14 protein-coding genes are annotated in these 14,925 nt (G+C 45.8%); 7 read left to right on the top strand and 7 right to left on the bottom strand.

All coding sequences use genetic code 11. The features are described 5' to 3' along the window. Positions 1–46 precede the first annotated feature (46 nt). Positions 47–1,081 carry a pyruvate dehydrogenase (acetyl-transferring) E1 component subunit alpha gene (pdhA, locus tag C7Y66_RS26010; RefSeq protein WP_015153409.1) on the bottom strand — a complete coding sequence of 345 codons (1,035 nt, stop codon included), beginning with the start codon at positions 1,079–1,081 and terminating at the stop codon, positions 47–49. 337 nt (positions 1,082–1,418) lie between these two features. On the opposite strand from pdhA, the gene C7Y66_RS26015 reads away from it, so the two are divergent. After that, on the top strand, positions 1,419–3,686 hold the full coding sequence (locus C7Y66_RS26015; protein WP_106547824.1) for an IMS domain-containing protein: 2,268 nt from the start codon (positions 1,419–1,421) through the stop codon (positions 3,684–3,686). A 137-nt stretch (positions 3,687–3,823) separates the two neighbouring features. Then, positions 3,824–4,798, top strand: coding sequence for an AEC family transporter (locus C7Y66_RS26020; RefSeq protein WP_106547813.1), 975 nt, complete (start codon positions 3,824–3,826; stop codon positions 4,796–4,798). A 99-nt stretch (positions 4,799–4,897) separates the two neighbouring features. Here the strand turns inward: C7Y66_RS26020 and C7Y66_RS32665 are convergent, their stop codons facing one another. Further along, positions 4,898–5,044: a hypothetical protein gene (locus tag C7Y66_RS32665; protein WP_233222855.1), complete on the bottom strand. Its 147-nt coding sequence runs from the start codon at positions 5,042–5,044 to the stop codon at positions 4,898–4,900. Between the two features lie 309 nt (positions 5,045–5,353). On the opposite strand from C7Y66_RS32665, the gene C7Y66_RS26025 reads away from it, so the two are divergent. Further along, positions 5,354–6,592 carry a DUF4912 domain-containing protein gene (locus C7Y66_RS26025; protein ID WP_106547814.1) on the top strand — a complete coding sequence of 413 codons (1,239 nt, stop codon included), beginning with the start codon at positions 5,354–5,356 and terminating at the stop codon, positions 6,590–6,592. A 164-nt stretch (positions 6,593–6,756) separates the two neighbouring features. Here the strand turns inward: C7Y66_RS26025 and C7Y66_RS26030 are convergent, their stop codons facing one another. Both C7Y66_RS26030 and C7Y66_RS26035 read right to left on the bottom strand, forming a co-directional pair. Next, positions 6,757–7,104 (bottom strand): 4a-hydroxytetrahydrobiopterin dehydratase, encoded by a 348-nt coding sequence (locus C7Y66_RS26030; RefSeq protein WP_106547815.1) that lies wholly within the window; start codon positions 7,102–7,104, stop codon positions 6,757–6,759. A 97-nt stretch (positions 7,105–7,201) separates the two neighbouring features. Beyond that, positions 7,202–8,650 carry an MFS transporter gene (locus C7Y66_RS26035; RefSeq protein ID WP_106547816.1) on the bottom strand — a complete coding sequence of 483 codons (1,449 nt, stop codon included), beginning with the start codon at positions 8,648–8,650 and terminating at the stop codon, positions 7,202–7,204. Positions 8,651–8,718: 68 nt separating this feature from the next. Here C7Y66_RS26035 and C7Y66_RS26040 point away from each other — a divergent pair, with 68 nt between their 5' ends. After that, positions 8,719–9,243 (top strand): phosphoribosyltransferase, encoded by a 525-nt coding sequence (locus C7Y66_RS26040; protein ID WP_106547817.1) that lies wholly within the window; start codon positions 8,719–8,721, stop codon positions 9,241–9,243. Between the two features lie 21 nt (positions 9,244–9,264). Here C7Y66_RS26040 and C7Y66_RS26045 read toward each other — a convergent pair whose 3' ends face one another. Further along, entirely contained in the window at positions 9,265–10,665 is a 1,401-nt protein-coding gene (locus C7Y66_RS26045; RefSeq protein WP_106547818.1) for an MATE family efflux transporter, read from the bottom strand. A gap of 73 nt (positions 10,666–10,738) precedes the next feature. Beyond that, positions 10,739–11,011 (bottom strand): hypothetical protein, encoded by a 273-nt coding sequence (locus C7Y66_RS26050; protein WP_106547819.1) that lies wholly within the window; start codon positions 11,009–11,011, stop codon positions 10,739–10,741. 168 nt (positions 11,012–11,179) lie between these two features. Between C7Y66_RS26050 and C7Y66_RS26055 the strand changes: the two genes are divergently transcribed. Continuing rightward, positions 11,180–12,055 carry a helix-turn-helix domain-containing protein gene (locus C7Y66_RS26055; protein WP_106547820.1) on the top strand — a complete coding sequence of 292 codons (876 nt, stop codon included), beginning with the start codon at positions 11,180–11,182 and terminating at the stop codon, positions 12,053–12,055. Positions 12,056–12,158: 103 nt separating this feature from the next. On the opposite strand, the gene C7Y66_RS26060 is transcribed toward C7Y66_RS26055, so the two are convergent. Next, the gene (locus tag C7Y66_RS26060) at positions 12,159–13,148 is read right to left on the bottom strand and encodes an AEC family transporter (protein ID WP_106547821.1); all 990 of its coding nucleotides are present in this window, start codon (positions 13,146–13,148) and stop codon (positions 12,159–12,161) included. A gap of 159 nt (positions 13,149–13,307) precedes the next feature. On the opposite strand from C7Y66_RS26060, the gene C7Y66_RS26065 reads away from it, so the two are divergent. Both C7Y66_RS26065 and C7Y66_RS26070 read left to right on the top strand, forming a co-directional pair. Continuing rightward, the gene (locus C7Y66_RS26065) at positions 13,308–14,168 is read left to right on the top strand and encodes a D-alanyl-D-alanine carboxypeptidase family protein (RefSeq protein ID WP_106547822.1); all 861 of its coding nucleotides are present in this window, start codon (positions 13,308–13,310) and stop codon (positions 14,166–14,168) included. A 280-nt stretch (positions 14,169–14,448) separates the two neighbouring features. Continuing rightward, the gene (locus C7Y66_RS26070) at positions 14,449–14,808 is read left to right on the top strand and encodes a hypothetical protein (RefSeq protein ID WP_106547823.1); all 360 of its coding nucleotides are present in this window, start codon (positions 14,449–14,451) and stop codon (positions 14,806–14,808) included. Positions 14,809–14,925 lie beyond the last annotated feature (117 nt).

Consider the following 14,925-nt stretch of genomic DNA (forward strand, 5'->3'; position numbering starts at 1 on the left):
CCCCCTTGTCCTCCTGCTCCCTCAGCTCTCTTCACCGACTCCCGTTTTACTCGTCTTCGGCAAAAATGAAGCGATAAAGTTCGCTGGGATCGGGTTCAGGACTGCTTTCAGCAAATTGTACGGCTTCGTCAATAGTCTGCTGAATTTTGCGATCGATCGCTTTGAGTTCTTCCTGCTGGGCGAGGTTTTGCTCGACTAAATAAGCTGCTAATCTCGTAATTGGATCGCGAGCAAACCAAAACTCTTTTTCTGTCTTGGTACGCAGCTCGTCAGGATCGGCGAGAGAGTGACCTCGAAAACGATAGGTAAGGGCTTCAATCAGAGTTGGTCCTTCTCCGGCACGGGCGCGGGCTACTGCCTCTCTAGCTACGGCATGAACTGCTAGCACGTCCATTCCGTCTACTTCCACTCCCTCCATGCCAAACACGCTGGCTTTTTTATAAATTTCTGGCTGGGAAGTTGCCCGTTCGTGCGCCATCCCGATCGCCCACTTATTATTTTCGACGACAAATAAAATCGGTAATTTCCACAAAGCCGCCATATTTAGCGTTTCGTAGAACTGACCGTTGTTGCAGGCTCCATCGCCAAAAAAGCAAGCCGTCACCTGGTCAGCGGTTGCATCTCCTAGCGCTTCGCGACGATATTTAGACTGAAATGCTGCACCAGCAGCGACGGGAATACCTTCAGCGACAAAAGCATAGCCACCAAGTAAGCGATGCTCGGCAGAAAACATATGCATCGAACCGCCACGCCCTTTACTACAGCCTGTAGCTTTACCGAATAACTCTGCCAACACTTCTTTAGCAGGGACTCCCGCACTTAGAGCATGGACGTGATCGCGGTAAGTACTGCAAACATAATCTTCTCCTGGTCGCATTGCTTGGATTACGCCAGAAGAGACGGCTTCTTGACCGTTATATAGGTGAACGAAGCCAAACATCTTACCGCGATAATACATTTCGGCGCATTTATCTTCAAACATGCGCCCCAAAACCATATCCTCGTAAAGCACTAGCCCTTGTTCTCGGGTGATTTGGGCTGTAGCAGCGTGAAAAACGGGTAAAGTCCGCTCCTGAACCATTACTATGTAATACCTTTGCGATCGCTAATATGAAATTATTTTTTAAGATAACCTGTTATCAGTTATCAGTGATTAGTGACTGGTGGCTGGTGACTAGACAGAAGAATTTAGCACTAGCCACTAGCCACTAGCCACTATTCACTCCTCTATTAAGTAAAATTTCAGTTCGCAACGACTCAACGATCCATGCTTCAAGCTGGTAGATAAAATAACTTTGAGGTTAAAATCCACAAGTTATCATATAGGCACGTTTTGCCAAGCTATGGAAAAACGCTGTCGCTTGACATCTCGATATAAATAAACTGTTTATTTTTTCACGGTGCAGGGGAGCTTAACTGTGCGCGTTCCATTAGATTACTATCGCATTTTGGGACTACCACCCAATTTTTTTCAGCCGATGAGTGCGGAACAGTTGCAACAAGCTTACCGCGATCGCACCGCGCAACTGCCGCAACGCGAGTATTCTTTGACAGCGATCGAGATTCGCAATCAACTCATCTCTCTTGCCTATCGAGTCCTGTCCGATCCCCAACAGCGACAGCGCTACGATGCTGAATATCGTGCCTCTGCCGATGAATTAGCAAACAGTGGGGTGATGAATGGTGCTGCGGATGGCGAATTTGATGAAGATGCGAACGCGCCATCTAAGAGTTTCGAGCGTAATTTTGAACTTGAACCTGAAACCGATCGCCTCAGTATTGAAATTGCCGACGATCTGCTGATTGGAGCGCTGATAATTCTGCAAGATGCGGGAGAATGCGAACTGGTATTGAACTTAGGTCAGTCTTTCCTCAGCAATAGCGATCTCGAAGTAGATAGCGACGCTCAAAGCGATCGCCCTGATATTGTCCTAGCTGTGGCTCTTGCTTATCTACAACAAGGACGAGAACAATGGCAGAACGATCGGTATGAAAATGCAGCTGTCTCTCTCCAAGCAGGATATAGCTTGTTAGAACGAGAAAGGCTATTTCCCGATACTGCTGCCGAAATTGCTGCCGATCTAGAGAAACTGCGCCCCTATCGCATTTTAGAATTGGTATCGCAACCCGAATCTCACATTGCCGAAAGGCAGCGAGGGTTGCAGCTGTTACAGGAGATGTTGCGCGATCGCCAAGGGATTGAAGGTACTGGCAATGATGGTTCGGGTCTGAGTATTGAGGATTTTCTCGGCTTTATTCAACAACTACGAGACTACCTCACAGCCGCAGAACAGCAAAGTCTATTTGAGGCAGAAAGCCAGCGTCCTTCAGCAGTAGCAACGTATTTAGCTGTCTACGCCTCCATTGCCAGGGGGTTTGCGGCACGAATGCCCGCATTGATTCACCAAGCAAAAATCCTGTTGCTGCGGTTGGGAAAACGCCAAGATTTATATCTAGAACAAGCAATCTGCTCTCTGCTACTAGGGCAAACAGTAGAAGCAACTGAAGCCCTTCAACACAGTCAAGAACAAGAACCTCTAGCCGTTATCCGCAAAAATTCTCAAGGTGCGCCCGATCTTCTGCCTGGATTGTGTCTGTATAGCGAAACGTGGTTACAAACAGAAGTCTTTCCTCACTTTCGCGATTTGGCGACTCGAACTGCCTCGCTCAAAGACTATTTTGCCGATCCTGGCGTGCAAGAATACTTAGAAGCTTTACCAAGCCAGCCCGACTACGCGATCGCAGAATACCAGTTTGTCGCTCCAGCAGACCGCGCTACGGACGGAAACGAGCGGGTAGCAGCCAGAAATGGGCAACGACAGGCGATCGCAGCTAGTGCCGCAACTAGCAGGGGAGCAGGGGAGCTAGAGGTCAGAGGAGATGAAAACTCCTCTCAAGGAACTGTGGCTGTGTTGTCCAATCCAGAGCCAGTGACGGCAAGCTCAAGTGCTACGAAGACAACTTCTGGGGTGGAAAAAGCTACACCACCTCGCCAGCGCCGCAATTCAAAAAATCGTCCGCCACGGCGAGGGAGCTATGATAATGGCAAGGATCGCCCCAGTGGTGCGCTCGGCTTTGGTTCTCTCAAGATTGGTCGTTTGGCAATACTGTTAGGTGGCGGGGCTCTCGGTTTAGCTGTCTTGTGGTTTCTCGCCAGTCAAATCTTCGCCTTATTCCACAGAACCGCAACTCCACCCATAGCCCAACAGCCACCTGTCGTCTCAGAACAACTAGTCGTAGAGTTGAACCAACCGCCTGTAGCAATTCCTCGACCGCAGCCAAAGCCAGCAGTACCAAAACCGTTAAATCGGGATACAGCAGCTCCAGTGGTTCAAGCTTGGCTAGCGGCAAAAGCCGCCGCTTTTGGCTCGGAACACACAACAGATAAATTAAAGCAAATTTTGGTCGAACCAGCTTTATCCCAGTGGCAAAAGCGCGTTCAAGACGATTTGCTCAATCGCCGCGTCCGGCGCTACAAGCACAGCCTTCAGGTCAATGGCGTGAAAAATGACCCAAAAAACAGCGATCGCGCCCAGGTAGATGCGACAGTTGTAGAAGTAGCCCAAGTTTACGAAAGAAACCGCCTGAACCGAGCTGCTTCTTATAATGAAAAGCTGCGCGTGCAGTACAACTTAGTGCGCCAAAATGGTAATTGGCGAATTCAGACTATGCAGGTGCTGAAATAGCAGTTTTAGCGATTAGTAATTGGCAATTAGCGATTAGGATTGTAACTTGTGGGGTTAGGGTTTAGCTTCACTTCTCGTTTACACTCGCACGTCGCTCAAATAGCTAACGGCTCACAGCTAATAGCTAATAGCTCAATATGACAGAAACTTTATTTCATGCTTACCTGCCCCTGATTGCGTGGACTAGTTTGGGGCTAATAATGCTTCGCCTAGTACCGGAGACTTTACCCCATTGGTTGGGGCGCGGTCTCTACTGGGTGGGAATTCCTTTGGAAATCCTGGCTTTGGCGCGTCAAACCAACTTTTCAGAGCCAGCAGGATTGGCTCCAGGGATTACTTTAGCAGCGATTGGCACTGGGGTGGCGATCGCTTATTTATGTTTAGCTAGCTTACAGCAGTTTGCTGCGCGATCGACCAATGCCAATATCTCAGGCTTTTTAGCTCAGCCGTGGGACAAGCCATCTTACCAAGGCAGTTTTATCCTAGCTGCGGCGCTAGGAAATACGGGTTTTGTAGGATTGAGTATCGTCCCTACCTTTATCGATCCAGAGTACTTGAGCTGGATCGTATTTTTCAGCATCACTCATAACATAGTTGGTGCTTACGGGTTTGGAGTACTCATTGCTAGTTATTTCGGTCGTTCCGAACAATCCCATCACTGGTGGATTCATCTTCGAGATGTTTTAACCGTACCGATTCTTTGGGCTTTTGCGATCGGTTATTTTACTCAAGATGTGGCACTCCCACCTGTAATTGAGTCAGGCTTGCAGGGATCGATTGATGTTGCGATCGCCTGCGCTTTTCTACTAATTGGGATGCGGTTGTCTCAACTACCTGGATGGAAAAGCTTTCAACAAGGGATAATTCCGGCTGTATTGCGAGTCATCGTTATCCCCGGATTGGTGGGTGTAGCAACTACTTTTGTATTGGGGTTATCGGGCGATCGCCGTTTGGCAATGGTGTTGATGTCTGGCGTTCCAACTGCTTTTGCCGGACTGATTTTTGCTGAAGAGTACGAACTCGACCGGACGACGATCGCCAGCAGTATTATTCTTTCTACTATTCTCTATCTTCTCGTCCTGCCTTTGTGGTTATACGTGTTTGGGAATTAGGGACTCGATCCAATACTTCTCGGTTAGCACTGCAAAGATCTTGAAGATCCCCCAACCCCCTTAAAAAGGGGGCAAAAATCCCCCCCTTTTTAAGGGGGGTTAGGGGGGATCTTGTCTTAACCAGGAAGTATTGGGACTCGATCGCGTATGTGACGTTTGTAGGGCGCACGGCTGTGCGCCCCTACTCATAAAAATCTTTATGGCTGTCTGCCCGATTACGTGAAGGCGATCGCTACGCAATGTCATTAAAATTTGACATAACTGAAGGAGTACGCGATCTCTTTCAATATTATGTCATGAATTCATGACATAACGATCCCCAAAAACCGATACCTGCGTGGGATCGATGGAAATCGGTCTTTTAACAACGATCTTGCTAAGAGTTTTTTTGCTACAAATAGTAAACAAAGCGATCCCCGCGATCCCAAAAAAATACTGTCTGCCGCAAGGCAAAGATGGCGATCGGGGAAAAGGGAGAAGAGAGCTTCTCTTTCACTAATTCTGAATTCCGAATTCCGAATTCCGAATTTGTACTTCATATCGGAGGTCAAATCTATGGCGAAAGAACGCCCACCTCTAGACGACATGACACTGCGGCAGTTGCGTCGGGTTGCTAGTGAATATAGCATCTCCCGCTACAGTCGAATGCGTAAGTCGCAACTATTGGCAGCAATACAACAAGCCGAGCGTACTAAACTCTCTAGCACTCAACCGCGTAATCTGGAGGCACAAGAAACAGTGGAAGCAGCTAAATTTGAACTGGGACAAGAAGACCGGACTGGTGGTTCCTTAGCTGACGTGGATGAGGGTTTGGCGGATTTACCTGGAGGCTACGGCGAAAGCCGAATTGTGCTGATGCCCCGCGATCCGCAATGGTCGTATACGTACTGGGATATTCCCAACGACCGCAGAGAAGAACTGCGTCGCCAAGGCGGACAACAGTTGGCGTTGCGCCTCTACGACGTGACAGATATCAACATCGAATTTCAAAGCCCCCACAGCATTCAAGAATACCCTTGCGACGAACTAGCGCGGGAATGGTATTTACCGATCCCAGTGAGCGATCGCGATTACGCAGTAGATATCGGTTATCGTTGCGTTGACGGTCGTTTTCTAGTTCTAGCTCGTTCCGCTACCGTCCACGTTCCCCCCGTCTATCCGAGCGATTGGATTGAAGACCACTTCGTTACCGTCAGCATGGAAGAAGATCTGCGCGGTAAGACTGTATTTGAACTGGTTCCCCCTGCTAAGCGTATGTCAATGGCAGCTGGTGGTGCAGCCGCTACTGGCAATCCAATCTACGATGAAATTTTCGGCATGGCTCAAGGTGCAGAAGCGCAGCGAGTTGCGGGTTCTCTGTTTGGTTCCATGCAGCAAGTTCCAGAACAAGCGATCAGTTCTTATGTCTTCCCCTCTGGCGTGGGAATGTGGGCAGTACCTACCGTATCTGGTTTAACCATGTCTGGCGTAGGTATGTCCGGCGTAGGCTTCTCCGCTTCTGCCGTTCCCATGCGTCCGCGTCAGTTTTGGTTAGTTGCCGATGCTGAGTTAATTGTCTACGGGGCAACCGAACCAGATGCAACAGTAACTATCGGTGGTCGTCCGATTAAACTCAATCCAGATGGGACATTCCGCTTCCAGATGTCATTCCAAGATGGGTTAATTGACTACCCAATTATGGCTGTGGCAGCTGATGGCGAACAAACTCGTTCGATTCACATGAAGTTCAACCGCGAAACCCCTTCGCGCAATACCAATACTAAGGAAGAAGCCGTTCTCGAATGGTTGCCTTAGTTTAGATCCCCCCAACCCCCCTTAAAAAGGGGGGCATACAGATCCATAAACCCGCCCACACAAAAAGCACAGCACATAGTAGGGGCGGGTTTTACAATAACCTCTGTTTCCCAACCAAAATCTGCACAAACCCGCCCGCACCACAACCGCGATCGATTTTTGATTTAATTTAATTGAGCCGCAATCTCGTCAGTCTTAGCTGCCATAATAAAGTCGTTTTTGTGTAATCCAGAAATGGCATGAGTCCACCAACTGACTTTGACCTTACCCCACTCGGTTAGCAATGCGGGATGGTGTCCTTCCGCTTCAGCAATTTCACCCACGCGATTCGTAAAATTCAAAGCAGTTTGAAAATCAGGAAATTTATAAGTCCGGGTTAAATGTGGTATCCCTTCTACTTCCACAATCTGCCAATCAGGAATTTGCGGTTTGAGTTGTGCCTCTTCCTCTGGGGTGACTCGTGGTGCATCCTTGTTGCAAGCAGTACATTTTTGTTGTGTGAGAGTTTCCATAGCACTATCTACGTTGGTATCTCTAGTTTAATTTTATCGAGTGGGAGTAGATATGTAGACTGAAACCCATTACCAATTACCCATTACCCATTACCAATTACCCATTACCTTGCTTCCGCTCTTTCAATTTCAACAAAATCTCGGCGTGAATTTCGCGGGTGATGGGATAGAAATAGGCTAGAACTAAACCACCAATCAGAAAAATTACAGGCAAAATACTAGCAGCAAGACGAATGGCAAATAATGCCGACTCTGGTTGTGTTGGTAGTTCTTGTCCCGCCGCAGCTTCTCTAAACCCAGATGCTTGTAGGGCATTTCCAACTAAAAATAAACCGAAAGCTAAACCGAATTTTTGCAACAACACCATAAAACCATAAAAAATTCCTTCGCGGCGCTGTCCGGTATTGAGTTCGTCTAATTCAATTACATCCGGCATCATCGACCAGGGAATTAGATAAGCTGTAGATACTCCCATGCCTGTTATGACTGCTAAAGCAAACATTAAACCTAATTGTCCAGGTTGTAAGAAATATAGTCCGATCGCAGCTAAAATCCATAAAATTATTCCCATAAAATAAACAGTTTTTTTGCCAATTTTTTTACTTAGATGGCTCCACACTATTAACATGAAAATGGCAGTTCCTTGTACGGCAATGAGAACTGTAGGAACTTGTGCTTCTCTTAGTTGCAAGCAGTTGACAACAAAGTAAGGAATAATACTAGCTGTAACTTGTACTGCTAACCAAGAAAAAAGGTAAATTCCAATAACGTATAAGAACGGTTTGTTGGTAAAAACAATTTTGAATTGTTCTTTAATGGGTAGAGCAGGGGGTTCGTCAACTGCCGTGCGTCTGGCTTCAAATGCCAACAGGCGATCGCGCGTGCCGTAAACGCACCAGTAAAGTGATAAAGTTGCAACTACCGCGCAAATAGCTGCTAAAATGAAGAATTGTTGCTGGCGATCGCTAATTGTCGAAAAAACAATTTGTGCCAAAATTAGCGAAAAAATACTGCCACCAATGGAAAAAATAAAGCGAAAACTATTCAAGCTCGTCCGCTCGTCGTAATCTTGAGTTAGTTCTGGAGTCATTGCCGTATAAGGCAAATTGACCACAGTATAAAAAACTTGAGACACTACCCCAATGACGACGTAATACCAAAACAAGCTCCACATTTGGCTGGTAGGCTCGGTACTAAAGCGCGGTACAATCCACTGTAAAAAGAAGAAAATCCCAAAGGGAATGGCTCCATAAAATAACCAAGGTAAACGCCGACCCCAACGGCGAGATTTAGTTTTATCGGTCAGCACTCCTACAATTGGGTCATTAACTGCATCCCAGATTTTGCCAATCAGCAAAATGCTGCCAGCTAACCCGGCGGGAATGCCAGCCACATTTGTAAAAAAAACCAGCAGAAAAAATCCACCAATCCCAGCAGCAATTGCTGGTCCCAAATCCCCTGCACCATAGGCAAGTTTGGTTTTTAAGTCTAACTTGTCACTTAAAGATGTTGCTTCAGAATCACCATTAGGGGAGGAATTATGCATAAACAAGATGGTAAAAGTTTAGAATAAATGACTCTGCCATCTAGTATTAGCGCTAAATTGTACCCCTTATGTCAGATCTTTATGTTTCTTGGTCGGACTACCACCGCACAATTGAGAAGTTGGCAGTCCAGGTTTATCAGTCGCAGTGGCACTTCAATCAAATCGTCTGTCTCGCGCGGGGAGGCTTGCGGGTAGGCGACATTCTTTCCCGCATTTACGAACAACCGCTAGCAATTTTAGCAACTTCATCTTATGTGGGTGCAGGTAAGCAAGAAAGAGGTAGTCTAGTTGTCTCCCGTTACTTAACCATGACAACAGATAAATTAGGTTCTCGCATCCTCTTGGTTGACGATTTGGTAGACTCTGGCGTGACGCTACAGCAGACTGTTCCCTGGTTGCAAGAGCAATTTGGTACGGAAGTTGAAGAAATTCGCACCGCCGTATTGTGGTACAAGGGTTGTTCTGCGTTCGTCCCAGATTATTATGTCGATTATTTACCCGATAGTCCTTGGATTCACCAACCGTTTGAGCCTTATGAAAAGATGAATATTGCGGAACTAGCTGCATCACATCAGGAGGCGGGAGTCTCGTAGGGACGGATGTTGTCCACAAGCTTAAGAATTTGGGGGACAGGAACAAAGAGAATATTGTAATTGCTTGCGGGAGGATAATTTGCGAAACCGCCAGATAAATGCAATAGATGCGATCGCCAGTCCAATTGACTGTCCGATCCACAACCCTACACCACCCAAACCAAATTGGAAACCTAGTAGATAACCACTGGTCAAACCAGCTCCCCAATAAGCTAAAAAGCCTAGTAACATGGGGACGCGAGTATCTTGCAGTCCTTGCAGTACGCCATTGGCAGTTCTTTGCACTCCATCGACAATTTCTCCTAAAGCTGCTACGAACAGCATAGGGACAGCAATTGATAAAACGTTTGCATTTGCTGGGTCGCGAAGATCGATAAATAATCCTATTATTTGTTGAGGAAAAATTAACACCGCGATCGCCATGAGTGTCATCGAGCCAGCACCCAAAACCATACTGACGTATCCAGCTCGTTTGGCTGCTTTTAAGTTGTGCTGTCCCAGCCATTGACCGACTCGCACCGTTGTCGCGTATGACATCCCCAAGGGAACCATGTAAAAGACGACTGTAGTTTGTAAAACGATTTGGTGTGCTGCCAAAATCTCAGTTCCTAACATCCCCATCAGGAACGTGACAATATTAAACAGCCCATATTCTATAGCTGTCGCTATCCCAATCGGCGCACCCAGCCACAGCAGTTCCCAAATAATGCGCGGTTTAATTTGATGTAATGCCTGAAAAATACCGTAAATTCTTAGTTGCTTGTGCCAGAGTATGTAGACGGCTAAAGACAAAAATCTACCCCAAAAACTGAGAGCGCTTGTCAATGCCAAACCCACCAGTCCCAGGCGCGGAAAACCAAACATACCCAAACCTAAGAGATAATTACCTGCGATATCAAACAGCGTCCAAGCGATCGCAATAACCATAACCGGACGTGCTTGCGATACGCCAGCTACTAAACTTCTGAGTACGGTAAACCCCAAAGCTGGAAATATTCCCCAAAGTGCAACATCTAAATATTCATTGGCTAAAGCAGCAGTTCTAGAAGTTTGTCCGAGCTGAAGCATCAGCAAGTCCAAATGTCCGACAATCGGCATCAGAGCAATTGCCAGAACCACCGATATCCATAACCCCTGGCGCGTTATCTGCGTGACTCGCGATTTATCTCCTGCACCATACGCTGCTGCTACAAGCGGGCTAACTCCTACCACCATGCTAGTTGCGGTATTTAACAGCGTCATAAACGTGATGGAGGCTAATCCGCCTGCTGCGAGAGTTTCTTGTCCCAACCTACCCATGACGACCGTATCGGCAAAACCCGTGACAGATTGGGCAAGTTGGGCGCTGACTAAAGGAATAGCAAGTTTGAGAAACTCCTTAATTTCAGTCTGAATGTTGAAGCGAAGGGTATGAGAAGACATGACAAAATATCTAGGACTGTATAGTAGGGAGCAGGGAGCAGACGAAAAAGTTGTAGAATCAAAGTTTGTCAAATTAATTTTGAGTAGGATCGGGCATAAAAAGAATTGAGCCAATCGTGAATATAATGCTGGCTGAAAAATGCAAAACAGCAGACAAAGTAACCCCTTTAGAAATTTCTAATATGGCATCAAATACAAACATTAACGAGCCAATTAGAAATAACCAACCAGCAACAGAGCCGCGATCGCGCTGGTTGAGAATATTGGCGATCGCAATACTTTTTATCGACTTTACTAAATCGATTGCTTGACAATTATCCCCGTTTGCATACTTTTGTAGCAGCATCTCAATCTCCTAAGATTTGAATGAAACTCAGGCAGTTAGCTTTGGCGTTACATACTGTAACCTTTACCGTTACAATTACAGAATAAGGAAACTCAAAGCTTCGATCTATTTGAATCTTGCGCGACTATCAAAATCTTGCGGTCAGTTTTGTAGAAGGCTAAAGCACAGATGGCGAAAGCATTACACACTCCAACACGCGATCCCAAATTACCGATCGCATCGAGTCAAAATTTAGGTTGGGAATCAATTATTGTTGAAGAATTTCAGCAACCCCCTGGAGGAATAGAGCATTTCGCCTTGCCAGAACACGCGCTCGCCGTATGTCTAGCGACGAAACCCAATCGCCTGCATCAAATTATGGGCGATCGCCGTTATGTAGGACTCTATACTAAAGGCGATATTTCCATCACCCCTGCTCATCTCCCTTCTTCATATCGCTCGGAAGGCGAGGATTGCTACTTACACATCCAAATCCCGCCCCAGTTCTTACAACAGGTAGCAAAAGAAGCGATCGAAATCGATCCTAATCGCCTCGAAATTATACCGGAATTTCGGGTACGCAACCCGCAAATCGAGCAGATAGCGATGATGTTGCGATCGGCATTGCATCAAAACGATGCTTGGGTGAATCGCCTCTATATCGAATCTCTAGCAAACCTGCTAACAGTGCATTTACTTCGCGACTATGCCACAACTCAACCACGTGTAGCACTTTATGAGGGAGGATTAGGCGATCGTAGATTATTGCAAGTTTCAGAATATATCAACGCTCATCTAGATCGAGATATTAAACTAGCAGATTTAGCTCAAATACTTAGTATGAGTCAGTTTCATTTCAGCCGCCTATTCAAGCAATCTCTGGGAATTTCTCCCCATCAATACTTACTTCAGCAAAGAGTAGAACGAGCAAAACAGTTATTAAAACAAACAAACCTATCGGTAGTCGAAATCGCTTTACAATCCGGCTTCAACAGCCACAGCCATCTGAGCCAACAATTTCGTCAACTCACAGGCATGACACCCAAAGCTTACCGAGCCGGATGAACAAAGTCAAAAGTCAAAAGTTAAAAGTCAAAACTAGCGTCTTTCTTTGCGCCTTTGCGCCTTTGCGCGACATACAAAATAAAACTTTTGCAATAACCCGGTTCTAACGAACACCAAACAACCACAACCACAGTGGTAAAGTCAACAACAGACTTGCAGAACCGAGTGCTAAAGCCGTCACAGCCAAATCGCGATCGAGATCGTAAGCTTCCGCAATTACGAGAGTAGCAAAAGCGGGAGGCATAGCCATTTGTAAAACGATCGCTAGTTGAGGCGCGCCTGTAAAACCACATAGAGTTAAGACACTACCTACAACTAAAGGAACGATCAGCATTTTAATTGTTAAACTAACTGCGGCTTTGGGTAGATTGTGCCAAGACTTGAGATGTTGCAAGCGCATCCCGATGAGAACCAACGATAAAGCAACCACACTCCAACCCAAGCTGGATAAAACTGATTCTGCGACAGCAGGTAAGGCAACTTGACGAAATAACAAGCCAAACCCCATACTCCACAAAGCAGGATTGATTAATATTGCCTGGATGAGTGAAGTGCGATCGCTAACTCCCTTCCCAAATCGCGCCGCTAGCACTACACCTAAACCATAAGATCCCAAAGTCGATCCCAACAAATCGTAAAACAGCGTCCAGCCAAAATACTGCGTTCCCACCACCGCCAAAGCCACGGGAAACCCAATATAACCCGTGTTGCCTACCATAGCAGCTAGCAGAAAACTACCTTGGGTAGGTAATGGGTAATGGGTAATTGGTAGTTGTTGGTTGTTGATTGTTGCTTCCCTACTCCTCTGCTCTTGTTTTTTGACTTTTAACTTTTGACTTTTGACTTTTAGCTTAATCCACCCCCACGCTAAACCTGCTCCGAGTAAAATAGCTATCCAAGCGCATATCGGCGCAATCCAAATAGCACCTGACAAGTCGGCTTGGCGCAAGAAGGCAACAATACTAATCGGGACTCCAATCCAAAACAGAAATTGTCCCAAAGTATGGGGAGAGAGTTGAGGTATTCTGCTGCTGGCGAAAAAGCCTAACGAAACCAATCCAATTAATTGGGCGTATAGTATCAAAAGCTGCATTACGAAAAGAAAATTATTCTTCTGAAAGAATTAGTAGGGAATGGGGAATAATGGACTAGTGCAGTTTAACGAATTGACACTTAGCCGTTAATCAGTCTTAAGTTTACAATTGCCAATTGTAAACTTGACGTTGGCGGGGCGAACTGTAAGGAGTGAGTTGTGGATAACGCTGACTTATCGAGAAAGCGACAAAAACATTCAAATTCTGCAAATCGTCGATCGCCCGATGATATTCCAGAGGCTTTGCGGGATGCAGTTCCTCCTAATTCTGCCACTCCATCAAACCGTGCTTCCAGTGGCAAGCCAATTTACTTCATTGGTGGCTTAATTGCTGTAGGCGCGATCGCGGTGGGGACTGGTTTATGGTACTTTAATGCTCCGTCGCCAAATACAGTCACTCAGCCTACACCTACTGTTTCTCCCAGCCCAACTGTTTCTACTAGCCCTGCAACACCACAATCACCAGTAGCAGTCAATCCTTCTCCCGCTCGCTCGGACAACCTTTTAGGACATTTACCTTATCAAGAAGCCCCCGAAACAGAACTCGTGCCAATTCTACCAGGAAGTGCCATGAGGTTGCGTCAAGCTGCTGCCGAGGAGTTTCAGGCGATGGTACGGGCAGCTAGGGCTTCAGGTATAAATTTAGTGCCGATTTCCGGTTTTCGTTCTACCCAAGATCAGCAGCACATCTATTTTGATATTCAAGCAGAACGGGGACAATCCGTAACCAAACGTGCCGAAGTCAGCGCCCCTCCAGGCTACAGCGAGCATCATACAGGTTATGCCGTAGATATTGGTGATGGGAATACCCCGGCAACAAATTTAAATACTAATTTTGAGAAGACAAAAGCCTTTAAATGGTTAGAGGCAAATGCAGCGCGATTTCACTTTGAAATGTCTTTTCCTAAGAATAATTCTCAAGGGGTGAGTTACGAACCCTGGCACTGGAGATTTGTTGGCGATCGCGATAGTTTAGAAACATTTTATAAAGCCAAAAATCTCGATCGCAATACGCCCTAATTGTTGTTGCAATGTTATAACTCTCGTGCTTTTTATAATGAATAGAGAAGGCGAGCGGAATAGTTTAAATAGAATCTTATGACGTATTATACGAAGAGGTTATTATTTAATAATCTCCTACAAGCCAGTTGTATATATTACTTTCAGTGCAATCAGTAATTATACAGCTTAAGCTGAGTGGGGCGTAACCGAAAAACTATCTTATTAGACTCAAAATCGAGGTGATTTTGGTCTGCCTGCTAAGGCATTGATTTGAATTACTTGATGGGATAACTAAGCAATGTTTGCAAAAGAAGTTTTCCTAGATAACGGTGGAGCTGACGTAATTGTTTCAGATGGTAAAAATGAATGTTGTACCTTCTCTTATCCATACCAAATTCAGAAAGGTGAAGAGATTATCTCCCCCCTTGTAATTTTTGAAACAGGTAATATTGTTAAGTCAACTGCTTCGGAGGTCAGCATTCGACATCAAAAGTTTTTGTCAAAATATAATTATTGGATAATTGCTAGAGTTGTGGATGTAGACAATGGTGAAATAAGTGTAGGTAATCTGCGTATGATACTGGACGCTGATATGTTGCCAGGTGATATTAGAACAGACGAGATTATAGAATTTGCGGCGGAGCGTATCGATTTGTAATAGTTGTTGCATAACAATTGCGTGCAGCAGATTACGGATTGGTAGTGCAATTTTGTAAAGGATAGAGGAAAATAGCCAGGAGTTGAATTTTTCCCCAAATAGTCAGGCATGAAACCC

It is taken from the genome of Chroococcidiopsis sp. CCALA 051, assembly GCF_003015105.1.
In the GTDB taxonomy this organism is placed as follows: domain Bacteria; phylum Cyanobacteriota; class Cyanobacteriia; order Cyanobacteriales; family Chroococcidiopsidaceae; genus Chroococcidiopsis; species Chroococcidiopsis thermalis.